25 protein-coding genes are annotated in these 22,465 nt (G+C 63.8%); 16 read left to right on the top strand and 9 right to left on the bottom strand.

The genetic code is table 11. The annotated features are described in order from the left end of the window. Positions 1–105 precede the first annotated feature (105 nt). A complete protein-coding gene (locus tag LB557_RS20060; RefSeq protein WP_140721207.1) occupies positions 106–1,080 on the bottom strand; it encodes an adenosine deaminase in 975 nt (324 codons plus the stop codon). 133 nt (positions 1,081–1,213) lie between these two features. Between LB557_RS20060 and ubiE the strand changes: the two genes are divergently transcribed. The 3 genes from ubiE (at position 1,214) to coaBC (ending at position 5,188) form a co-directional block, all read left to right on the top strand. After that, positions 1,214–1,990: a bifunctional demethylmenaquinone methyltransferase/2-methoxy-6-polyprenyl-1,4-benzoquinol methylase UbiE gene (gene ubiE / locus LB557_RS20055; RefSeq protein ID WP_224641186.1), complete on the top strand. Its 777-nt coding sequence runs from the start codon at positions 1,214–1,216 to the stop codon at positions 1,988–1,990. 70 nt (positions 1,991–2,060) lie between these two features. Next, positions 2,061–3,635: a 2-polyprenylphenol 6-hydroxylase gene (ubiB, locus tag LB557_RS20050; protein ID WP_224641187.1), complete on the top strand. Its 1,575-nt coding sequence runs from the start codon at positions 2,061–2,063 to the stop codon at positions 3,633–3,635. 80 nt (positions 3,636–3,715) lie between these two features. Further along, positions 3,716–5,188 (top strand): bifunctional phosphopantothenoylcysteine decarboxylase/phosphopantothenate--cysteine ligase CoaBC, encoded by a 1,473-nt coding sequence (gene coaBC, locus LB557_RS20045; RefSeq protein WP_224641188.1) that lies wholly within the window; start codon positions 3,716–3,718, stop codon positions 5,186–5,188. 58 nt (positions 5,189–5,246) lie between these two features. Here the strand turns inward: coaBC and LB557_RS20040 are convergent, their stop codons facing one another. Beyond that, positions 5,247–5,825: an invasion associated locus B family protein gene (locus LB557_RS20040; RefSeq protein WP_224641189.1), complete on the bottom strand. Its 579-nt coding sequence runs from the start codon at positions 5,823–5,825 to the stop codon at positions 5,247–5,249. A 431-nt stretch (positions 5,826–6,256) separates the two neighbouring features. Between LB557_RS20040 and LB557_RS20035 the strand changes: the two genes are divergently transcribed. Then, positions 6,257–6,565, top strand: a complete 309-nt coding sequence (locus LB557_RS20035) for a hypothetical protein (protein WP_224641190.1) — start codon at positions 6,257–6,259, stop codon at positions 6,563–6,565. Positions 6,566–6,691: 126 nt separating this feature from the next. Beyond that, positions 6,692–7,168 (top strand): NUDIX hydrolase, encoded by a 477-nt coding sequence (locus tag LB557_RS20030; protein ID WP_224713090.1) that lies wholly within the window; start codon positions 6,692–6,694, stop codon positions 7,166–7,168. Positions 7,169–7,171: 3 nt separating this feature from the next. Here LB557_RS20030 and LB557_RS20025 read toward each other — a convergent pair whose 3' ends face one another. The 5 genes from LB557_RS20025 to LB557_RS20005 all read right to left on the bottom strand — a co-directional run bounded on the left by LB557_RS20025 (position 7,172) and on the right by LB557_RS20005 (position 12,413). Further along, positions 7,172–8,023 carry a citryl-CoA lyase gene (locus LB557_RS20025; RefSeq protein ID WP_140618843.1) on the bottom strand — a complete coding sequence of 284 codons (852 nt, stop codon included), beginning with the start codon at positions 8,021–8,023 and terminating at the stop codon, positions 7,172–7,174. After that, positions 8,020–9,204: a CaiB/BaiF CoA transferase family protein gene (locus LB557_RS20020; RefSeq protein WP_224641194.1), complete on the bottom strand. Its 1,185-nt coding sequence runs from the start codon at positions 9,202–9,204 to the stop codon at positions 8,020–8,022. Before LB557_RS20020 ends, LB557_RS20025 begins: the two co-directional genes overlap by 4 nt. A gap of 15 nt (positions 9,205–9,219) precedes the next feature. Next, a complete protein-coding gene (locus LB557_RS20015) occupies positions 9,220–10,743 on the bottom strand; it encodes a tripartite tricarboxylate transporter permease (RefSeq protein WP_015315738.1) in 1,524 nt (507 codons plus the stop codon). Between the two features lie 4 nt (positions 10,744–10,747). Beyond that, positions 10,748–11,284, bottom strand: a complete 537-nt coding sequence (locus LB557_RS20010) for a tripartite tricarboxylate transporter TctB family protein (protein ID WP_015315737.1) — start codon at positions 11,282–11,284, stop codon at positions 10,748–10,750. Between the two features lie 151 nt (positions 11,285–11,435). Further along, positions 11,436–12,413: a Bug family tripartite tricarboxylate transporter substrate binding protein gene (locus tag LB557_RS20005; protein WP_140661721.1), complete on the bottom strand. Its 978-nt coding sequence runs from the start codon at positions 12,411–12,413 to the stop codon at positions 11,436–11,438. Between the two features lie 184 nt (positions 12,414–12,597). Between LB557_RS20005 and LB557_RS20000 the strand changes: the two genes are divergently transcribed. Continuing rightward, positions 12,598–13,368, top strand: a complete 771-nt coding sequence (locus LB557_RS20000; protein WP_224641196.1) for an IclR family transcriptional regulator — start codon at positions 12,598–12,600, stop codon at positions 13,366–13,368. 175 nt (positions 13,369–13,543) lie between these two features. Here LB557_RS20000 and LB557_RS19995 read toward each other — a convergent pair whose 3' ends face one another. After that, positions 13,544–14,077 (bottom strand): GNAT family N-acetyltransferase, encoded by a 534-nt coding sequence (locus tag LB557_RS19995; protein ID WP_224641198.1) that lies wholly within the window; start codon positions 14,075–14,077, stop codon positions 13,544–13,546. 287 nt (positions 14,078–14,364) lie between these two features. Then, positions 14,365–15,177, bottom strand: coding sequence for an endonuclease III (gene nth / locus LB557_RS19990; RefSeq protein WP_224596167.1), 813 nt, complete (start codon positions 15,175–15,177; stop codon positions 14,365–14,367). Between the two features lie 22 nt (positions 15,178–15,199). Here nth and LB557_RS19985 point away from each other — a divergent pair, with 22 nt between their 5' ends. The 10 genes from LB557_RS19985 (at position 15,200) to LB557_RS19940 (ending at position 22,434) form a co-directional block, all read left to right on the top strand. After that, positions 15,200–15,694 (top strand): DUF2244 domain-containing protein, encoded by a 495-nt coding sequence (locus LB557_RS19985; protein ID WP_023770603.1) that lies wholly within the window; start codon positions 15,200–15,202, stop codon positions 15,692–15,694. Positions 15,695–15,906: 212 nt separating this feature from the next. Next, complete coding sequence (locus LB557_RS19980; RefSeq protein ID WP_140661717.1) at positions 15,907–16,785, top strand: methylated-DNA--[protein]-cysteine S-methyltransferase; 879 nt, start codon at positions 15,907–15,909, stop codon at positions 16,783–16,785. A 222-nt stretch (positions 16,786–17,007) separates the two neighbouring features. After that, the gene (locus LB557_RS19975) at positions 17,008–17,478 is read left to right on the top strand and encodes a hypothetical protein (RefSeq protein ID WP_015315729.1); all 471 of its coding nucleotides are present in this window, start codon (positions 17,008–17,010) and stop codon (positions 17,476–17,478) included. A gap of 20 nt (positions 17,479–17,498) precedes the next feature. Beyond that, positions 17,499–17,891: a hypothetical protein gene (locus LB557_RS19970; protein WP_140618856.1), complete on the top strand. Its 393-nt coding sequence runs from the start codon at positions 17,499–17,501 to the stop codon at positions 17,889–17,891. Then, positions 17,858–18,376, top strand: a complete 519-nt coding sequence (locus LB557_RS19965; RefSeq protein WP_140661714.1) for a hypothetical protein — start codon at positions 17,858–17,860, stop codon at positions 18,374–18,376. The genes LB557_RS19970 and LB557_RS19965 overlap by 34 nt, the downstream gene beginning before the upstream one ends. Next, complete coding sequence (locus LB557_RS19960) at positions 18,351–18,833, top strand: hypothetical protein (RefSeq protein ID WP_224641200.1); 483 nt, start codon at positions 18,351–18,353, stop codon at positions 18,831–18,833. Before LB557_RS19965 ends, LB557_RS19960 begins: the two co-directional genes overlap by 26 nt. A gap of 86 nt (positions 18,834–18,919) precedes the next feature. Continuing rightward, positions 18,920–19,825: a ribokinase gene (locus tag LB557_RS19955; RefSeq protein ID WP_140721175.1), complete on the top strand. Its 906-nt coding sequence runs from the start codon at positions 18,920–18,922 to the stop codon at positions 19,823–19,825. A 1-nt stretch (position 19,826) separates the two neighbouring features. Beyond that, positions 19,827–21,272 (top strand): amidase, encoded by a 1,446-nt coding sequence (locus LB557_RS19950; protein WP_224641202.1) that lies wholly within the window; start codon positions 19,827–19,829, stop codon positions 21,270–21,272. 91 nt (positions 21,273–21,363) lie between these two features. Further along, the gene (locus LB557_RS19945; protein ID WP_140661711.1) at positions 21,364–21,978 is read left to right on the top strand and encodes a LysE family translocator; all 615 of its coding nucleotides are present in this window, start codon (positions 21,364–21,366) and stop codon (positions 21,976–21,978) included. A gap of 48 nt (positions 21,979–22,026) precedes the next feature. Next, positions 22,027–22,434: a hypothetical protein gene (locus LB557_RS19940; RefSeq protein WP_181173958.1), complete on the top strand. Its 408-nt coding sequence runs from the start codon at positions 22,027–22,029 to the stop codon at positions 22,432–22,434. The last annotated feature ends 31 nt before the right edge of the window (positions 22,435–22,465 follow it).

The raw sequence follows: 22,465 nt of genomic DNA, 5'->3' as shown, positions 1-22,465 counted from the left end.
ACAGTGAGTAGTGAATAGTGAGCCGATTTGCGAGTCCCTGCGTCAGTGAAAGCGCCGGCCTTCAACCGCTCGATGCGTGCACCGTCACTACCGACTACTGACTGTTCACCGAACTTTCGCGTCCAACCGACCGAGCAGCGCTGTCTTGGTCTTCCTGTCGACGAAGGCGGCTTCGATGGCTGTTCTGGTGACAGCGGCAAGCGCCTTTTCGCTCATCGAGAAATGTTCGGCGGCGATATCGTATTCGTGCTTCAGCGAGGTCCAGAAATAGGGCGGGTCGTCGGAGTTGAGCGTCACCTTGCAGCCGGCCGCCTGCAGGGCGGGAAAGGGATGGTCGGCGAAACTGTCGAACACCTTGAGCGCGATATTGGAGCCGGGGCAGCATTCCAGCACGACACCCTGGTCGGCGATGCGCCGGACAAGGTCAGGGTTTTCGATGGCGCGCACGCCATGGCCGATGCGCGACGGGCGGATATGGTCGAGTGCCGCCTGGACGGTTTCCCAGCCCGTCAGTTCGCCGGCATGGACGGTGATGCCGAGCCCGGCCTCGCGCGCGATCTCGAAAGCCCTGACATAGTCCTCCATCTCGCCCATGCGCTCATCGCCGGCGACGCCGAACCCGGTGACCAGCGGATGGCCGCAACGCGCCGCGAAGCGTGCCGCACGCTCGATCGACTCGACACCGACATGGCGCACGCCGGTGACGATCATGCGCCCCTCGATGCCGGTTTTTGCCTTGGCGCGCAGCATGCCTTCGCCGAGCGCATCGGTGTAGGCCTTGGGTGACAGCCCGGCTTTCGCCGCGTGGTCCGGCGAGGTGAATACCTCGGAGTAGATGGCGCCATCGCGGGCCAGACTGGTCAGATAGTGGTCGGCCAGCCGCGCATAATCCTCCTCGGTCCGGAACAGGTCGGCGGAGAAGTCATAGGCCGCGAGAAAGGAGGTGAAATCGTGCCAGACGAAGGAACCGTTCTGGATATAAGGCGAGGTGTCCTTGCCGTATTTCTGCGCCTGGCGGATGACGAGATCGGGCGCCGCTGCCCCTTCGATGTGGCAGTGCAGTTCCGCTTTCAGAGGCATTCAAACATCCCGTCGGTCAGTCCAGGTCTTGAAACCCACCACCTGGAAGCGCGGCTGAACACCGCGCCTTAAACAATAGCGCCCGCATCATCGATCGGCTATGGTCCCGCCGGTTTTATGACGGATCAAAAAAATGTCAGTTGAGAGAACCACGGCCGCCGGCGGCATGGAAACCTCCTATGGTTTCAAGCGTGTAGGGGAAGGCGAGAAGCAATCCCTGGTCAACGATGTTTTCCACAAGGTCGCTGACCGCTACGACCTGATGAACGATTTGATGTCTGCTGGCCTGCACCGGCTGTGGAAGGATGCCATGGTCGCCTGGCTCAATCCGCCCAAGCGCGCGGGCTGGCGCGTGCTCGATGTTGCCGGCGGTACCGGCGACATCGCCTTTCGCATCGTCGATGCGAGCCATGGCCATGCCCATGCCACCGTGCTCGACATCAATGGCTCGATGCTCGCCGTCGGGTGCGACAGGGCCGAAAAGAAGGGATTGTCCGGCAACACAGATTTCGTCGAGGCCAACGCCGAGGAACTGCCCTTCCCCGACGCCAGTTTCGACGCCTACACCATCGCATTCGGCATTCGCAATGTCCCGCATATCGACGTGGCCCTGGGCGAGGCGTTCCGCGTGCTGAAGCCCGGCGGCCGTCTCCTGTGCCTGGAGTTCTCCGAGGTCGAGATGCCGCTGCTCGACAAGGTCTACGAAGCCTGGTCGTTCAATGCCATCCCCAGGATCGGCAAGTTGGTCACCGGGGACGGCGAGCCCTATTCCTATCTGGTCGAATCGATCGCAAAATTCCCCAATCAGCAAAACTTCGCGGCGATGATTTCTCGGGCCGGCTTCGACCGCGTCTCCTTCCGCAACTATTCCGGCGGCATAGCGGCCCTGCATTCGGGCTGGAAGCTTTGAAGCCGTCGCCGATCTTCCTCACGCGACGAGCCTTGCGCCAGTTCGATGAACCGGTAGGGCGGACGTGGCCATGAGCACCGTCAGCGCGGCGTTCCGGCTCGTACGGGCCGGTTGGGTGCTGGTGCGCGAGGGCGTCGTTGCCGCCTTGCCCGGCGAGGAACTATCCGGCCTGCCGAAATTCGGCTGGCGGCTGGCGCGGCTGTTCACCCGCCGCCGCGCGCTCGCCTATGAGCGCAGCGATCGGCTGGCCAAGGCGGTGGTCCGGCTCGGCCCATCCTACGTCAAGCTTGGTCAGTTCCTGGCAACGCGGCCCGATGTCGTCGGCAACGACATGGCGCTCGATCTCGCCATGCTGCAGGACAAGATGCACACCTTCCCGACGGCCGAAGCGGTGGCCGCCGTCGAAGCCTCGCTCGGGCGCAAACTCGGCGATCTTTACAAGCAGTTCGGCGACCCGGTCGCCGCGGCTTCCATCGCCCAGGTCCATGCCGCTGAAACCGTCGATGGTGGCGTCGCCAGGAAGGTAGCGGTCAAGGTCATCCGGCCGGGCGTGCGCCGCCGCTTCTTCCAGGACCTCGAAAGCTATTTCCTCGCCGCCCGCCTGCAGGAGAAATACATACCGTCGTCGCGCCGGCTGAGGCCGGTCGAGGTGACCGAGACGCTGGCGCAGACCACCAGGATCGAGATGGACCTGCGCCTCGAGGCGGCCGCGCTCTCGGAACTTGGCCAAAGCACCAGGGAAGACCCTGGCTTTCGCGTCCCTTCGGTGGACTGGGAACGCACCGGCCGCGACGTGCTGACCATGGAATGGGTCGACGGCGTCAAGATGAACGACATCGCCGGCCTGCAAAGCGCCGGCCATGACCTGAAGGCAATCGCCACCAACCTCATCCAGTCCTTCCTGCGCCATACGCTGCGCGACGGCTTCTTCCACGCCGACATGCATCCGGGCAATCTGTTCGTCGAGGCGAACGGCACCATCGTTGCCGTCGATCTCGGCATTGCCGGACGCCTTGGCAAGAAGGAGCGCCGCTTCCTCGCGGAAATCCTCTACGGCTTCATCACACGCGACTATCTGCGCGTCGCCGAGGTGCATTTCGAGGCCGGCTATGTGCCGCGCCAGCACAATGTCTCTGCCTTCGCGCAGGCGATCCGCGCCATCGGCGAGCCGATCCATGGCCAACCCGCCGAAACCATTTCGATGGCCAAGCTTCTGACGCTGCTGTTCGAGGTGACCGAACTCTTCGACATGGCGACACGGCCGGAATTGATCCTGCTGCAGAAGACCATGGTGGTTGTCGAGGGCGTGGCGCGCACGCTCGATCCGGCTTTCAACATGTGGAAGACCGCCGAACCGGTGGTCGGCGGCTGGATAGCCGGGAACCTTGGGCCACGCGGCCTGCTGGCCGACGCGCGCGACGGCGGCAAGGCGATGCTGGCGCTGATCCGCCAGGCGCCGGAACTCGCGGCCCGTACGGAACGGTTGTCGCGAGAGATCGACCTGATGGCCGAGCACGGCCTGCGCTTCGATGAGGCGACTGCCCGCGCCATAGGCAAGGCCGAAGCGCGCTACAGCCGTTCCGGCCGTGTCGCATTGTGGGTGATCGCGCTGACGCTGGTCTACATTGCCTGGAAGCTTCATTAGGGCCGTGTTCGCCGTAGCTTGCAGCAATTTGATTGCGTTGCTATCATCGCTATCAAGCAAGATGAGTAGAGTGCAATCACATGGCCAGCATCACGATCCGCAACCTGGACGATGAGGTCAAGGAGTTGCTGCGCCGCCTGGCGGCGGAAAACGATCGCTCCATGGAAGAACAGGCGCGGGTGATGATCCGGGCCGCCGTCGACGGCCAGGTCGGCCCTGTTGGCCGTCTCGACCAGATCGAGAAAGCGCTGCACAAACTGGCCACTTCGCAAGGCACCCCGACCCCGGCGTCAGCATTAGCAGGCAAGAGCTTGCCGCGAGGCACGCTTTCCAACAAGCGCATCCTGCTTATAATCGGCGGCGGCATCGCCGCTTACAAGGCGCTCGATCTCATTCGCCGGCTGCGCGAGCGCGGCGCGGCGGTGCGCGTCGTCATGACATCGGCGGCGCAGGAGTTCGTCACCACACTTTCGGTCGGTGCGCTCTCCGCCGACCATGTCTTCATCGACCTGTTCGACCGCAATGATGAGCACGATGTCGGCCACATCAGGCTGTCACGCGAGGCGGACCTCCTGGTGGTGGCGCCCGCCACTGCCGACCTGATGGCCAAGCTCGCCAATGGCCATGCCAGCGATCTGGCCTCGACCGTGCTCATCGCCACCGACAAGCCGGTGCTGATGGCCCCGGCGATGAACCCCAGGATGTGGTCGCATCCCGCCACCCGCCGCAACCGCGCGAGCTTGGGCAAGGACGGCATCACCTTCGTGGGCCCCGCCAAGGGTGAGATGGCTGAGAGCAATGAGGCCGGCGAAGGCCGCATGGCCGAACCGCTTGAGATCGTCGCCGCGGTCGAGGCGCTGCTCGATGCCGGCCCCAGGCCACTGGCGGGGCGCAAGATCATCGTCACGTCAGGCCCGACGCACGAGCCGATCGACCCGGTGCGCTATATCGCGAACCGCTCGTCCGGCAAGCAGGGCCACGCCATCGCCGCGGCATTGGCAAGGCTCGGCGCCGATGTGCGCCTCGTCTCCGGTCCCGTCACCATCGCCGATCCGGCCGGAGTGAAGACCCTCCATGTCGAACGGGCGCAGGAGATGCGCGACGCGGTGGAACAGCTTCTGCCCGCCGACGCCGCGGTGTTCGTCGCCGCCGTTGCCGACTGGCGGACCGAGAATTCAGCCGGTGAGAAGATCAAGAAGGTCGCGGGCGAAGGCCCGCCGGTGCTGCGCATGGTCGAAAACCCCGACATCCTGGCGGGTGTCGGCCATCACAAGCAGCGACCAGGCCTGGTCGTCGGCTTTGCCGCCGAGACGCAGGATCTCTTGCGCAACGCCGAGGCCAAGCTCACGAAGAAAGGGGCCGATCTCATCGTCGCCAACGATGTGTCGCACCAAAGCGGCATCGGTCCTTCAGGCGTGATGGGGGGTGATCGCAACCGGGTGCGGATCGTGTCGAAGGCCGGCGTCGAGGAATGGCCTGAAATGACCAAGGACGAGGTAGCGGCACGGCTTGCCGCGCTCATCGCCGAGCGGTTGAAAATCATCGTCGTCTGACAAGTGCCGGCGGAAGCGTTTGCCGCCAACATCCTGTCGCTTGCGGTGAGCCAAGCCGTCAGTTGGCCAAAAGCTCCGCCGTGCGGGCAAGCGCACCACCGAAGCCATTGAGCGGGATGGAAAAGCTTACGACTTGCCCCGTATCGGCCGCGAACGCATCGATCTTGAGCGTGGTGCCGTTCTTGAGCAGCGGCGTGACATTGGCATCGAACGCCACCGGCACCAGGCAGCCGACCACCTGGCAGGTGCTGAACGGCAGGCTGCCGTCGAGCTTCTGATCGTCGATGGTCAGCGCGACACCCTTGGCAAGCGCCAGACCGAAAGGCAGGGCAAGCGTTCCGGTCGCATCCTCGCCGGTCTTGCTCGACAGCTCGATCGCCAAAAGCCGTTGGTTGCTTTGCTTGTTGAACTGCTGGTGCGACAGGCTGCAGACCTTGTTCGTGCCCGATATCTGGCAATTGACCGTCCAGTCGCCATGGGTTTCGGACAAGGCCGAAGCACCACCCGGCAGTTGCGGCACGTCAGCTGCGGCGGGCGTTGCCGCCACCTTGTCGCTCTTGGTTTGCGCCGCCATGGCCGGCAGGCCTGCGATGCAGGCAGCACCCAGCACTGCTGCGATATACGCGTATTTCCTCATCAAGATCTCTCCCGCCCGGCTCCGCCTCGAGCCAGAAACTGACCTTGAGAGACGCGCTGACTGCATTCTGTTTGACCATTTCCTCGAAGGCGCCATTATACCCGACGGGCATGCCTACGCCATTGACGCCATTCAGCTCGAGGCAGCGTCGACCCGATAGAGCGGCGAATCGATCGTTTCCGTCAAGTGCAATGCGGGGTTGCGAGCAGATTCTCCGCCACGCCGAAGCAGCTTCGATCTCCCACTCCTTGGTGGAAAAAAGTGAAGCCGGCAACCGACCCTTCTTCCTTGCCGGAAACACGCAGCTAGCGCGGGTGGCAGCCCTTGAGCGGGCGCGGTTGGTGTGAGGGTGATCGGCATTCTCGCATGGCATCGTCGGGCAAAAGCCCTATATATCTGGTGTGATGAGATTTTTTTGCAGGAATAGATGGATGTGTGCGCGTCGTTCATCGATGATATCAACCTTGGTGGTGCTGGCTGGAGCGGTTTGCGCCGGCTTTGCGATGCCCGCTTCCGCGCAGGAGCTCAATCCCACGGTCAGAAACAACACAGTCATCCAGCAGAACGATCTGCAGGCGTTGCAAAACCGGGTTCAGCGGCAGCAGTTTCAGCAGCAGCAACAGCAGTATCGTGCCCAGGATCGCATCATCGTCCAGCAACCGCCGCCGGTCGTGCCGCAGGTTAGGCCGAGCTGCCAGACGCAGATAATCGGCAACACCGCCGTGAGCACCTGCCGCTGACGAACGGCAGCTTCTTTTATTTAGCCGACTTACATGATAGGGCACTTCAGGTGCCCCTGCGGCAGTTTGGATTTTGCAAAGGCGTCGCAGCACGCTAAGGGGCATTGCAGCGACTGGATTATCGAGATGGCAGCCACCAAGAAAAAGGCCGTACGCCAAGCCGAGAAAGGCGAGAGGATCCGCCAGGTGGCGGCGATCCCCTTCCGGCTGAACGCGCATGGCGGCATCGAGGTGATGCTGGTCACATCGAGAACCACGAGACGCTTCATCGTGCCCAAGGGATGGCCGATGAAAGGCAAGAGCGGACGCAAGGCAGCCACCATCGAGGCACTGGAGGAAGCCGGTGTGCTCGGCAAGACGCTGAAGCAGCCGGCGGGCACCTATTCCTACTGGAAACGCTTGGCCAACCGCTTTGTCCGCGTCGACGTCGTCGTGTTTCTGCTGGAAGTGACGGAAGAGCTTGCCGATTGGCAGGAAGCCAAGCGGCGGCAGCGGGCCTGGCTGGCGCCGGCCGACGCCGCGATGCTCATCGACGAGCCCGATCTCTCGACGCTGGTGAACACCTTGAAGCTTCCCGGGCCCGCGCCGCTCGAGCAGGCATAAGCCTCAATTGTCCGCGCCCTCATCTTCAGGAAGCGGCCGTGCCGGCGGGCCGCTATAGGCCCACAGCCATTCGCGCGGCAGCGGCCCCTTGTTGCGCTCGGACTGCTGAGATTGCTCCCAGGCATGCGCCAGGATGCCGACGGAACGCGACAGCACGAAGAGTCCGCGCGTCAGCGGCGGCGGAAAGCCGAGTTCGCCATAGATGACGGCGGTGGCGCCATCGATGTTGAGCGGGATTTTTTTGCCCTTGCGCCGCGCGACGTCGGCCTCGATCGCCTCGGCAATGTCGGCAAAGCGGCCGTTGACCACGCCACGCGCGGCAAAATCTCTGACCAGTTCCAGCAGGCGCGGCGCGCGCGGATCGACAGGATGGAAGCGATGGCCAAGCCCCGGCACATAGCCCTTCTCCTGCCCGAAGAACCGGTCGAGACGTGTCGAAACCGCTTCGTTGAGGCCCATGCCGCCATCAAGCGCCACGGCAATATCGCCATAGAAGGAAAGCGCCTGCTCGCCGGCGCCACCATGCACGTCGCCCAGCACGTTGATGGCCGAGGCCATGGCGCTGTTGATGCCGACGCCACAGGTGGCCGCCATGCGGGCGATGGCGATCGACGGCGCCTGTGGCCCGTGGTCGACGGCCGCCCCCAAGGCAATGCCGAGCAGTGCCGCCTCGTCTTCGCTGGGCAATTCGCCACGCAGCATCAGCCAGATGACAGCCGGGAAGCTGACGCGGCCGATCAGGTCCTGGATCTCGTAGCCGCGCAGCCGGATCACACCGGGGCTCATCTCGATGATGCCGGTCTGCCACCATTCCTCGCCGCGCGCGCGGCCTGTTTTCTTCTCCACGCCGCTCATGTCAGGGCCTTTGCCTTGGCGCGCGGCGGCAGGCCGGCGAACACCTCGTCCATGTGCTCGCCCAGCACAGGCGGCGGCCGCGTCGGCAACGGTGCCGTACCGTCTACCATGAACCCGCCGCGCAGGACGGTCAGCGGCCCATCCATGCCAGCCACATCCTCGAAACGAGCCGTCACCTGGCGTTCGAGCACTTGTGGTTCGGTCAGCACTTGCGGGATCGTCAGTACCCGGCCCGCCGGCACGCCGGCTCGGTTGAGCGTCTCTTCCCAAATTGCCGCCGGATCGCTTGCCAGAGCATCCTCGATCTCGACCTTGAGCGCGGCACGGTTCTGCTTGCGGGTCTCGCGCTCGGCAAAGCGCGGGTCCGACGCCAGTTCCGGCCGTCCGATCAGCCGGCACAGCGTCACGAACTGCTCCTGCTTGTTGGCGGCGATGTTGATGAGCCCGTCGCCGGTGCGGAAGGCACCCGAGGGAGCCGCGGTCATGTTCTCATTGCCCATCGGCTTGGGATCGACCCCTGCCGTCAGGTAATTGGAAACAGGCCAGCCAAGCGCGGAAAGCGTGCATTCGAGCATCGACACGTCGAGGAACGCGCCCTCGCCCGATGTCTTCTGCCTGACCAGCGCCGCGGCGATCGAGAACGCGCCGACCAAGCCTCCCAGCGTGTCGGCGACGGGATAGCCGACGCGCAGCGGCGCGGTTTCCGGCGTGCCGGTTATGCTCATGATCCCGGAAAGACCCTGGATGATCTGGTCATAGGCCGGGTTGTCGCGCATCGGCCCGCTCTGCCCGAAACCCGATATCGCGCAATAGACGAGGCGCGGGCGGACCGCCCTCAGCATCTCGTAGTCAAGCCCGAGGCGTTTCATCACGCCGGGCCGAAAATTCTCCACCAGCGCATCGGCGCTGGCGACCAAGTCGAGGAAGCGCCCGCGATCCGTGTCCTTCTTGAGGTCGAGCATGACCGATCGTTTGCCGGCGTTCTGAGCCAGGAAGGATGCGCCCATGCCGGCATTGTTGAGCTTTGGAGAGCCGCCGAGCTGGCGCGCCAGATCGCCGCCTTGCGGCCCCTCGACCTTGATCACGTCGGCTCCCAGCAAGGCCAGCTGATAGGCACAGTACGGCCCGGCGAGCACATTGGTCAGGTCGAGGACGCGGATACCGGAAAGCAAGTCTGTCATATCTTTTCAGATCGCTCAGGCATCGCCCGGCACATGTTCGGGACCGCGCCGCCGCCGGTTTTCGATGAAGGCCCAGACATGCGGCCCGACCAGGCCGATGAAGGCGAGCGTCAGCAGGGTCAGCGACAACGGATGCTTGTAGAACACCGACCAGTCGCCGTTCGAGATGGTCATCGCCCGGCGGAACTGGGTTTCGGCAAGCGGTCCCAGGATCATGCCGATGATGACGGGCGCGGTCGGAAAATCGAACCGCCGCATCAGGAAGCCCGCGGCGCCCAGGAGATAGAGGATGACGAGATCGATCGGCGACTGCGAGATGCCATAGGTGCCGACAGTGGCGAACACCAGGATCCCCGCATAAAGCTGCGGCGCCGGGATCTTCAGCAGCCGCACCCACAGGCCGATCAGCGGCAGGTTGAGGATGACCAGGATGACATTGGCGATGAACAGGCTGGCGATCAGGCCCCAGACAAGGTCGGCTTGTGTCGTCAGGAGCAACGGCCCCGGATTGATGCCGTAGCTCTGGAAGGCCGAGAGCATGATCGCCGCCGTCGCCGAGGTCGGCAGCCCAAGCGTCAGCATCGGCACCAGCACGCCGGCGGCGGACGCGTTGTTGGCGGCTTCCGGCCCTGCAACGCCTTCGATGGCGCCGACCGTACCGAACTCCTGCTTGTGCTTCGACAGTTTCTTTTCGATGGCATAGGACAGGAAGGTCGGGATCTCGGCGCCGCCGGCCGGCATGGCGCCGATTGGGAAGCCGATCGCCGCTCCCCGCAGCCAGGCCTTCCACGAGCGGCCCCATTCGGCCGCCGTCATGTAGAGCGAGCCTTTTAGCGGCACGATCTCGTCCTTGCCGGCATAGCGGCGCGAGGCCATGTAGAGCGTCTCGCCAACCGCGAACAGGCCGACGGCGGCGATGATGACGTCGACGCCATCGAGCAATTCCGTCATGCCGAAGGTGAAGCGCGGCTGGCCCGTCTGCAGATCGACGCCGATCATCCCGATTACAAAGCCGGCAAACAGACTGGTCAGGCCCCGCACCGACGACGACCCAAGCACCGCCGAAACCGTGATGAATGCCAGCACCATCAGCGAGAAATACTCCGCCGGGCCGAAGGCCAGCGCGAACTTGACCACGACCGGGGCCAGGAAGGCGACGCCGAGCGTGCCGAGTGTGCCGGCGACGAACGAGCCGATCGCCGAGGTGGCGAGTGCTGCGCCGCCGCGGCCGGAGCGGGCCATCTTGTTGCCTTCCAGCGCCGTCACGATGGTTGCGCTCTCGCCGGGCGTGTTGAGAAGGATCGACGTCGTCGAGCCGCCATACATGGCGCCGTAATAGATACCGGCGAACAGGATGAAGGACGCCTCCGGCGCCACCTGATAGGTGATCGGCAGGAGCAGCGCGATGGTCAGTGCTGGCCCAAGGCCAGGCAGCACGCCGATGGCGGTGCCAAGCGTCGTCCCGAGCAGGCACCACAAAAGATTGGTCGGGCTGAAAGCGACCGCGAAACCGTGTGCGAGATGGCCGAGCGTATCCATGGCGTCAGCCTCCCAGCGTGCTGGTGAACGCGTCGATCACCATGTTCAGCTGGTTCTCGACGACACCAGCGCCGATGTTGACGCCGAGCGCCTTGGCAAAGCCGAAATAAGCAGCCAGCGCCAGCACCAGGCCGGTGAGCACATCGCGCAGCGTATGCCTGCTGCCGAAGCCGTAGCAGACGAGAACGAACATGATGACCGACGCGGCGGTGAAACCGAGCGGCTGGATGAGCACAAGATTGGCCAGCAGACCGATGACGACGAAGCCCATCGCCTTCCAGTCGGTCGGCGTTTCCTTTTCCTCCTCCGGCTGCCAGCCGCCGCGAAGCGCGGCGAGGATGAGCAGCAGGGAAAGCACAATCAGGCCGACCATGGTCAGATAGGGAAAGACGGTCGGACCAACCTTGGAATAGAGCGGCGAGACCGGGATCGCCAGCGTCTGCCAGGCGACGGCCCCGGCGCAGGCCAGGAGGCCGACGCCGATCAACAATTCCGGTACGGCAAGTCGCGGCGGCACTGCCTGCTGGTCGGTGGTGCTCATGAATGTCCTCCCCGCTATGGATGGCTACGATCTGGTGGCCAAAACAGCCGCCTCCAGCAGCCGGCTTCGTCGTACCTTCACGCTGCATGGCCGCATGCGATCGATGCGTCGAGAAAAGGAGGAGGCGGCACGAGCCGCCCCCTTGGGGAAATCAGGCGAGACCGAGATCCTTGAGGATGGCCTCGATGCGAGCCGAATCCTCAGTGACGAATTTCGCATAGTCGTCGCCGGTGAGCAGGATGGACGTCCAGTTGCGGTTCTTGCATTCGGTCGCCCATGCATCGCTCTTGGCCATGGTTTCGACCAGCGTGATCATCGCCGCCTTGTCGGCGTCGGAAATGCCGGGCGGCGCGAAGACGCCGCGCCAGTTGAACAGTTCCACATCGATGCCGGCTTCCTTGAGCGTCGGCGCGTCGATGCCGTCCTGACGCTTGTCGGCCGAAATGGCGAGCAGCCTGAGCGCGCCCGCCTTGACTTGCTCGGAGAACTCGCCGAAGCCGGAAATGCCGGCCGCCACCTGGTTGCCGAGCAATGCCGACAGAGCTTCGCCGCCGCCCGCGAACGGTACATAGGAGAGGCTGGGAGCCGGAACGCCGACCGTCTTGGCGATCAGGCCGAACAGGATGTGGTCGGACCCACCGGCCGAGCCGCCCGCGACAGGAACCTTCGTCGGATCGGCCTTGAGTGCCGCGACGAAATCGGCGGCCGTCTTGAACGGCGAGTCCGCCGGCACCACCAGCGCCTCGAACTCCCCGGTGAGACGGGCGATGGGCGTGACTTGGGTCAGGTTGTTGGCCGCCTTGTTGGCGATGATGGCGCCCACCATGACCATGCCCGCGACCATGAGCGCATTGCCTTTGCCGCTCCACTGATTGATGAACTGCGGCAGCCCTACCGTTCCGCCGGCACCACCGACATTGGTGATCTGCGAGCCGGAGATGAGCTTCTCGCCGCGCAGCACCTGATCCATCGTGCGCGCCGTCTGGTCCCAGCCGCCGCCGGGCGCCGCCGGCACGAAGATCTGGACTTGAGGCGCACCTTCGGCGAAGGCGGGTGAGAAATGCGATGCCACCAGCCCGGCCGCGCCAGCCGCCGCCGTACTCATCAAAAATCTGCGTCTGTTCAGCATGGGATTCCTCCAGATCACGACACCTCCTCCGGTGCCTGCCAAAACGCGCCTGTTCACAGACCCGTGATCAAGTTCAAGCAGATTTTACCTTGTTCCGTCAACAGGAACGACATTCTGCTGGACAGAACGGTCCGGTCGCGCGACAGAGTGGTTCCGCTCGGGCTTCACCGAATTGGGAACCGCAATGGACCTACCAGGCAACTCGGCTGATGCGGAAATCCGGCGCACCTCCGTCGAAGGTGTTGCGGCACTCGACCGGGCGATCGCCATCCTCGATGCCTTCAGCACGGCCGAACGCTCGCTAAGTCTTGCTGAAATCGCGATGCGCACCGGTCTTTACAAAAGCACGATCCTGCGGCTCGCCAATTCGCTGTTGCGCGGGCAACTGCTCGAGCGCCTGGACGATGGGCGCTATCGCGTCGGACCCGCCGCCTTTCGGCTGGGCGCGCTTTACCAGCGTTCGGTGGTGGCGGTGGACATCCTGTTGCCGATCATGCGCGATCTCTCCGAACGAAGTTGGGAGAGTGTTGCCTTCTACGTCCGCTCAGGAGACGTGCGCACCTGTCTTTACCGGGTCGAATCCAAGCATCCGATCCGCTACACGATACGCGAAGGCGACGTATTGCCTCTGCTGGCCGGCTCGGGCGGGCGCGTGCTGGCGGCGTTTTCGGGACAGCAGGGCGAACCCTACGAAACCATTCGCAAAACGTGCAATTGTCTCGCTGTGGGTGACCGCGACCCCGAAACGGCAGGCGTCTCGGCGCCGGTTTTCGGGCCGGGACACGCGCTGCTTGGCGCCTTGACGCTGGCTGGTCCAAGCACGCGCGTCGACGCTGCCTTCCTTGAGCGCATGAAGCGCCCGCTGCTCGAGGCGGCGGCCCGCGCCACTCGCGCCTTCGGCGAGGATGCCTCCATGCTGGAGCAGGCGAGCCTCGCGACGGCGGCTTTGCCCTAGCTCCCGCGGTGATGGCGTCGGAAAGGCCTCCAACCTCCGTTCGCCGCCCATGTAGGGAAGCTGCCCCCAAGGCCGGCTGCGGCAGGTCAAGGTGTGCAGCGGTTTTCCGTCCGGATTGCGCGTTTGTAGCGCCTGGCCGGGTGATTGTCGGCGCCCTCGCCTCGCCTGACACCCCTCAGGGCAGCCGCTCCAGCAGCATGGTCGGCGCATCATGATAGAGGGTCTGCGTCAGCTCGATATAGCCGCACTTCCTGGCGACGTTCAGCGAAGCCGAATTTTCGGGATCGATGATGCAGACGGTTCTGGCACCTCCGAACGTCTCGTCGCCCCAGCCATGCACGCGACTGACGATCTCCGTGGCAAGACCGGCGCCGTGCGCGGCCGGTGCGAGCGCCCACCCCGCCTCGGGAATGCCTTCGATCGACGGCTCCATGTCGCGCTTCAGATCGTGGAACCCGGCCTCACCGATGAAACGGCCGGTCGCTTTCTCCTCGATGGCCCAGAAGCCGTAGCCAAGCAGCGACCACAGGCCGGCATGGCGCAGGAAGCGCATCCAGCTTTCCTCACGCGTGCGCGGCTTGCCGCCGATGAAGCGGGTGACGACGGGGTCGGCCCACATGGCGGTATAGGCGTGGAAATCCTCCAGTTGGTGCGCCCTTAGAATGGTTCGCTGGGTCTCGATGACCGGAACACCGTGCGGATTTTTCATGACGATATGCCTCGCTGATCTTCAGCGCTTAGCAAATCGCTGGTGCGGGGCAAGGGCCAGGGGGATACGCGCCATCATCCAGGGAAGGCCTAGTAATCGAAGCAGAACTTCAGCCTGCCAGACCATATTCATGTAGACACCACCACGCTGCAATTCATCCAGCATCTGGTCGAGCCGCTTTCACCTGGTATCCGGGTGCTTGGCGCGGCCGATCCAGCCGAGATAGTCGTTCTTCTGATAGTCCGGCCGAGCCTGATCCCGGTGTTCGCGGCGGCGATGGCGCGCGGCTACGGCGCCTGATCTTCGGCGGCGACAGTTTCAAGCGGGGCGATCGGCACCAGGGGCGCCGGAATGCTGGTCGTCTTCACCTCTGCCTTGCAAATATCGGCAATGACGCAGGCCGGGCAATCCGGCTTGCGCGCCTTGCAGACATAGCGTCCGTGCAGGATCAGCCAGTGATGCGCATGGCGCATATATTCGTCCGGGATGATCTTCAACAACCCCTGCTCTACCTGTTCCGGCGTCTTGCCGGGCGCCAGGCCAAGCCGGTTGCCGATGCGCAAGATATGCGTGTCGACCGCCATCGTATGCTGGCCGAAGGCCATGTTGAGCACGACATTGGCGGTCTTGCGCCCGACACCGGGCAAATTGACCAGTTCATCGCGGTCATCCGGCACCTCGCCGCCATGGTCGCGGATCAGCGCCTGCGATAGGGCGATGACGTTCTTGGCCTTGTTGCGCCAGAGACCGATGGTCCTGATATGGTCGCCGACCTTGGTTTCACCGAGCGCCAGCATCTTTTGCGGCGTGTCCGCAACCTTGAACAGAGCCCGCGTTGCCTTGTTGACACCGGCATCGGTCGCTTGCGCCGAAAGCACCACCGCCACCAGCAGCGTGAAGGCATTGACGTGTTCGAGTTCGCCCCTCGGCTCCGGCCGCTGCACCGAAAAACGCCGGAAAATCTCATGCACTTCAGCCGGGCTGTAGCGGGACGAGCGCCGCGCCGGCCGAGGGCGCGGCTTGGCATTGGAGCCATCACGCCGTCCGGCCGGCAGCTCTTTTTCGGGCATGGAAGACTCATTGGACTTGGGACGCGCCATTTCCCTCCTATAATAGTCTGTCATGAGTGACACAAACGCCTCGTTTCAGGCTGACGAGCCCTTCTTTCATGCGTTGCTGACCCCGCACCGGTCGCTGGGCAGGACGGGCTTCCTGATCCTGATGGGCGCACTGATGTTCGGCTGGTTGGTGACGGGTGCGTTTTTCCTGTCGCGCGGTGCCTGGCCGGTGTTCGGCTTCTTCGGCCTCGACGTGGTGGCCGTCTACATCGCCTTCCGCGTCAATTACCGGGCTGCACGCGCCCGCGAGGAAGTGTCGGTCTCGCGCACCAGCCTCGACATTCGCAAGACGGCCCCCTCGGGAAAGTCGGAAGCGCATCGCTTCAATCCGTTCTGGGTACGGTTTTCGATCGCCCGGCACGCCGAGATCGGCATCACCAAAATGACCGTGGAAGCACAAGGCCAGAACGTGCCGATCGGCGGCTTCCTCGACCCCGATTCGCGCGAGAGCTTCGCCACCGCCTTCTCGCGCGCGCTGGCGACCGCCAAGGCGCGCTAAAAGCAATTCCAGGAAATTTCCGTTGGGAAAGCCTTGCCGTAGAGTGTCATGAGCAAGCTCTCTTTTGCCCCTGTCAGATGGACTTTTTCGCCAGCCATCAGCGGCTCCCTGGCTCGAATCCCGAGTCTATCTGGGCAAGTGCTGCAAGAAGGCAGGTTTCGGGTGGCGATCGGCGCCCCGAGGGGCGATATTCCAGCCCAAGGAGACAGTCCATGAGCACACACACGGCAGTCCTCAAGAAGGACATCACGCCTGAGGGCAGCGACTACGAAATCGTACGCCGCGCCATCGAAAAGATCAGTCTCGACTATCGCGACCAGCCATCGCTGGAAGAACTGGCCGAGGAGGTCGGCGAGACGCCGACCGGCTTGCAAAAACTCTTCACCCGCTGGGCCGGCCTGTCGCCCAAGGCTTTCCTGCAGGCGGTGACGCTGGATCATGCGCGCAGGCTGCTCGATTCCGGCATGCCTCTGCTCGAAACCTCCTTCGAACTGGGCATGTCCGGCCCCGGCCGGCTGCACGACCTGTTCGTCACCCATGAGGCGATGTCACCGGGCGACTACAAGACGCGCGGCGCCGGCCTCACCATCCGCTACGGCTATCACACCTCCCCGTTCGGCACTGCCCTGATCATGGCCACCGACCGCGGGCTTGCCGGCCTCGCCTTCTGCGACGCAGGCGAGGAACGCACCGCTTTTGCCGATATGTCAGGCCGCTGGCCGAACGCGCTCTATATCGAGGACAGGGAAGCGACGGGGCCCTATGCCGCGCGCATCTTCGAGCCGACGCTGTGGCGCGCCGATCAGCCGCTTCATATCGTCATGATCGGGACCGACTTCCAGGTCCGCGTCTGGGAGGCGCTGCTCCAGATTCCGATGGGCAAGGCCCGTACCTATTCCTCGATCGCGGCCAGCATCGGTGCGCCGAGCGCCAGCCGCGCGGTCGGCGCCGCCAACGGCGCCAACCCGCTCTCCTTCGTGGTGCCTTGCCACCGCGCCATCGGCAAATCAGGCGATCTCACCGGCTATCACTGGGGCCTGACCCGCAAGCGCGCCATCCTCGGCTGGGAGGCGGGGCAGATTTCGTCGTGAAATGTCGATTTTTGCTTTCTGCCACAGAAAATATATGAGTATTTGGAAATACGCAGTATTATTGCGCTTGATTTTGGAACTTCTGGATACAACCGTGGACAACCGCCGGTTTCTTCACGAGCGTTATTTCGATATCTTATTTAAGTTTACGCTAAATTAACCACGATAAAGCGATGATGACCCATATTAATTCGGGCGATCCGACTTAATAGGAGAATCTCGATGAAGTTGTTCCGCACCGTGTTTGGTGCAGCCTTGCTGGTCACGTGCCTGGACCACGCGGCGATGGCCACAACGCAGAATGTCATCTTCAATGGCACGGTCACCGCGACCTGTACGCTTGTCGTCGGCACCAACGGCACCATGACGGTGAGCGCCGACCTTCAGTCGCTGAGCTCCCACAACAGCGGCGGTTCGGCTGGAACAGTCACGCTCACCACCACCGGAGGTGTTTCACTTAGCGTCGATCCGGTGACCCTCACCACCGTGCCCGCCGCCGACAGCACCGCCACCACCTGGACACCGACCTATTCGGCCAGCGGCGCCCACACGACCGCTGAAACGGGGGCCGCCACCGCCCTCGCTGTCCCCGGCGCCGACCTTGTCTCGGTCCATCTCGCTGGCACCAAGGGCGGCAGCAACCGCTTCGCCACCGGAAACTATCAGGCAACGGTAACACTGCGCTGCGAATAGCCGTCGCGAAGGAGGGATCCTTGAAACATGCACGAATCCTGGCGGCGGCGCTGGCCGTCGGCCTGCCGGCCCTTGCCGCCAACGCCCAGTCGATGTCGCCGATGCGGGGTGAGGTCAACAGTTTCACCGACGCCTTCGCGATCCGCGTGTTTCCCGCCAATCCCTACGGCCAGAAGATCAAGGTCGAAATCCACGTCTACGATCAGAATTTTCAGCCAGTGGATGCCAAGATCTCTCCGAGCGTTTTCCAACTGGGCTCGCAGGCTTCCCGTCCTGTCCTTGTGGTCGTGCCCTTCGGCGGCGCTGCCGAGCGTAAAGTGCGTATCTGTACCGAGAGCATCCCCTTTCCCAATCAACAGACGCAGATAAGGGCACAGATATGCGGAAAGTTTTTTGGGCACCGCAAGTCCTGACAGTCGCGTTTGCGGCAACCTGGGCAGGGATCTCGCCGGTTCTGGCCGAGGATGTCTACAACCTCAATCAGAATGAGAGCGGCTTCAACCTGCCCGGCGTGACCTTGCCGCAAGGGCAGGATGAGGTCCACGCTTCCGACGGAACCACCTGCCGCTCCGCCGTATCGGGCACCGGTGCCTATCTCGACCTGGGCGTCATCAGAGGCAACAATCAGGCGAACAACGACATCGCCACCTACGGCCGCGTGGTGATTCCGATCGGGCGTACGCCGAAGCGCGTCGATTGCAGCCGCCTCTACGAGCTTGAGGTCGAGCGCCTGCAGCTGGAGCTGAAGCTCCTCAAGATGGGGCTGGGCGGTGACGGGCCGACCGCGAGCGTGGCCGCCAGCGCACCTACGCCCGTGGCCGCGTCACCCGGATGGGCCAACGAAGGCTGGAGCATCAGAACCGGAAGCGGCGATGGCAAGAAAAAGAAGAAGAAATAGCCGCGCGCTGCTCGCGATGGCCGCGCTCGCCGGCTGCTGCCTTCCGGCGCAGGCCGCGATCATCGGCACCTGCACCATCATGGTCGGGGCATCGGGCACGATGACCGCAAATCCGGCCATCGGCATACTGGGCTCCAAGCAGGCAGGCGGATCAAGCGCCAGCGCCACCGTGGTGGCAAGTTCCCTGCTGTGCTCGCTGCTCAATTTGCTGGACTGCTATTCGGTTTCAGCATCGGCGCCTGCCGCATTCTCGTCCGCGCCGAGCGGCGGCGGCACCAACGTGACCTTCGCCTCGGTCTTCCGCCTCGATGGCTCGGGGGTCGACAATAATGGGGGCGTGCCGCAAAGGGTCGCCAATGGCACCCACGCCATGCAGATCGACCTCACCGCCACCAAGTCGAGCGGTATCTTTCCCGCCGGCAACTATCAGGGCATCGTCACTGTGCTTTGTGAATGACGCGGCAAATCACGCTGGACCATTCGCGTGGTCTGGCATCGAACGGCTTGGCAGGATAGCTTCCGCGCATCAGCAGGAGGCACTTCTTGATTATCGTAGTCGGTTCGATCAACCTCGACCTTATCGCCAGTGTCGACCGCTTGCCGAGCCCCGGTGAGACGGTGAGCGGTTCCAGCTTTACGACGGCCCCCGGCGGCAAGGGCGCCAACCAGGCACTCGCCGCCGCGCGTGCCGGCGCTCAGGTGCGCATGGTCGGCGCCGTTGGCAAGGACAATTTCGCCCCCGAGGCACTGGCTTTGCTGCGCGAGGCCAAGGTCGACCTGTCGGGCGTGGGAGAGACCTTTGCCTCGACCGGCACGGCGCTGATCATGGTCGGCGATGACGGCGAAAACATTATCGCCGTGGTGCCCGGCGCCAACGCTTCCGTGGTGCCCGGCGACCTCTCCAAGGCTTTTCTGACAAAGGGCGACGTCGTGCTGCTGCAGCACGAGATTCCGCTCGCGACGGTCGATGCGGCCCTCGACCAGGCAAGGGTGGCCGGCGCGATCACTGTCCTCAACACGGCCCCTTTCCATGGCGGGGCAGCCGCCTTCCTCGGCAAGGCCGACTATGCGGTCGCGAACGAAACCGAATTCGACCTCTATGGCGAAGCCCTTGCCCTGAAAGGCCGCGATCGTGCAGCGCGCATGCGCGACTATGCCAGCAAGACTGGACGCATCATCGTCGTCACGCTCGGCGGCGACGGCGTGATGGCGGCAACGCCAGGCGAATTCCTGACCCTCCCTGCTTTGCAGATCACGCCGGTCGACACGGTCGGGGCCGGCGACACTTTCTGCGGCTATTTCGCCGCCGGCCTGTCGTCGGGCCTCACGCTCGAACAGGCATTGGCGCGTGCCGGCGCCGCCGGCTCGCTGGCTTGCCTTAAGCCCGGCGCCCAACCGGCGATCCCACTGGCCAAGGATGTCGACCAGGCGCTGCAAGAGGCCGGTTGAAATGATGCGTCCCCGCACGAAGCATGCCGTACCGGCGGCCAGCGACATCTGCCGCCTGTCGGCTGTCGAACTTGCAGACGCGATCCGCCGAAAGAAGCTCTCCGTGCGCGAGGTGGTGACGGCGTTCCTCGATCGCATCGATGCGGTCAACCCGCTGGTCAACGCCATCGTCTCGTTGCGCGACCGTGCCGACATACTGCGCGAGGCCGATGCCGCCGATATCAGCCGGACCGATGGCACCGGCGCGCTCTTTGGCCTACCCATCGCCATCAAGGACCTTGCCTCGACCACCGGCCTCAGGACCTCGTTCGGCTCGCCGATCTTCGCCGATTTCGTGCCGCGGGAAGACGATTTCTTCGTCGAACGCATCCGCGACACCGGCGCCATCATCATCGGCAAGACCAACGTTCCCGAATTCGGGCTCGGCTCCAACACCTACAACAATGTTTTCGGGCCGACGCTGAACGCTTTCGATCCGGCGCTGACCGCGGGCGGCTCAAGCGGCGGAGCGGCGGTGGCGCTGGCGCTGGACATGGTGCCCGTCGCCGATGGCAGCGACTTCGGCGGCTCGCTGCGCAACCCGGCGGCCTGGAACAATGTCTACGGTTTCCGGCCGTCACAGGGGCTCGTGCCCAGCGGTCCCGACTTCGAGGTCTTCCACGCGCAGATGGGCGTCGAGGGGCCGATGGGCCGCAACGTCGCCGACATGGCGCTCTTGCTCGACGTGCAGGCCGGCTACCATCCGCAGGCGCCTCTCTCCTATGAGAAGCAAGGCTCCTTCCTCGAAGGCCTGGCGACGGCGGCGACCGGTGGCCGTATCGCCTGGCTCGGCGATCTCGGCGGCCATCTGCCGATCGAGCCCGGCATCCTCGACTTATGCGAGGCAGCACTCGCACGGTTCACGGATGTATCTTTCCTGACCGAGCCCTTGCGACCGGATTTCGATTTCGAGGCACTCTGGCAGGCCTTCGTGACGCTGCGCCAGGCCAGCAGCGGCTGCGCCCTGAAAGTACACTATGACGACCCCGCCAGGCGTGGCCTGCTGAAGCCGGAAGCCGTATGGGAAGTGGAAAACGCGATGCGGCTGACGGCGCCGCAGATACGCGGGGCCTCGGTCGTCCGAACCTCCTGGTACCGCACGCTGCTGTCGATCTTCGACCGCTTCGACCTCATCGCGCTGCCGACCGCGCAGGTCTTTCCGTTCGATGTCGGCACCCATTGGCCGCGCGAGGTCGGGGGGCGGGCAATGGACAGCTATCATCGCTGGATGCAGGTTTCGGCCTTCGCCACCCTGGGCGGTTGCCCGGCGGTCAATGTTCCCGTCGGCTTCGACGACAGGGGCCGGCCGATGGGCATGCAGCTGGTCGGCAGGCCACGCGGCGACCTCGCCGTGCTGAAGGCTGCGGCTGCCTATGAGACGACGCTGCCCTGGCCCGCCGGAGCCTGAGCCAGACCGGCGCGCCGGCTTGCGTCGTCCTCGCCGTCATGCATTGATTGTTGCATGCTAGGCCGCGATAGCGGCATTGCGAGGAAAAATCATGTCGTTGGAACTCTACGCCGCCTATGTCCTTGCCTGCATCGTCATCATACTGGTGCCGGGACCGACGGTGACGCTGATCATCGCCAACAGCATCCGCCACGGCACTCGCGCCGGTCTCGCTAATGTCGCCGGCACGCAAGCCGGCCTAGCAGTCATGATCGTCATCGTCGGCATCGGCCTCAACACGCTGATTTCGGGCATGGGCCACTGGTTCGAGTGGGTCAGGCTGATCGGCGCGGCCTACCTGATCTGGATGGGCGTGCAGATGTTCCGCTCGAAGGGCACGCTGAACGCCGACGGAACCGCCCGCAAACCACGCGGCGGCTTCTTCCTGCAGGGCTTGGCCGTGGCGCTGAGCAATCCAAAGACGCTGATCTTCTTCGGCGCCTTCTTTCCGCAGTTCATCTCTCCCGCCGGCAACTACCCACTGCAGATCGTCATCATGGGCCTGACCGCCATGATCTTCGCCGCCATGTCGGACTCGACCTATGCGCTCGCCGCCGGCCGCGCCGGGCGCATGCTGTCAGCCAGCCGCATCAAGCTCCTGTCGCGGATCAGCGGCAGCTTCATGGTCGGCGGCGGCCTGTGGCTGGCGTTTTCGAAGGCAAAGTAACGGCGAAAGCGCCTTCTCCATAAATTTTTGCGGAGACATATTGAAGAATTGTACGCTGCTGCACAACTCTTCACTATGCGCAAATCAAACGTTTCCTTTCGGGATCGCTTGCTTATTTGGCAATACGAGTACAGCGACGCAGTGATCGGCACCGCTTTCTTTTGCGCCTTTGCGCTGATGAAATCCATTGCGGTTGTAGGGCTCCAGGCCAATCCGGTCGTCACCACTCAACGCGTGATGGCCGTGGTAGAATACATCAGAGTGAAACCTGTCAGCCCGTATGCCATGGTAGGTCACAATCTATACTACACCTACGACGTGCGCCTTGATGACGGCAACACGCGGATTTCGATCGACGACGACGTCGAGCGACCGCATCTTGTTGGCTCACTCGTTCCTATTGAACGTCAACACCACAAGCGCGGCGTCGACACCTATCGATTGCTCAATGGGTGACAACGCGCGCCGGTGACACCGCGCGCTTGTC

The sequence above is a fragment of the Mesorhizobium sp. BR115XR7A genome (assembly GCF_020165315.1).
Classification (GTDB): domain Bacteria; phylum Pseudomonadota; class Alphaproteobacteria; order Rhizobiales; family Rhizobiaceae; genus Mesorhizobium; species Mesorhizobium australicum.
Note: the sequence above shows the minus strand (reverse complement) of the source record. Positions and strands in the feature narration are given on the sequence as shown.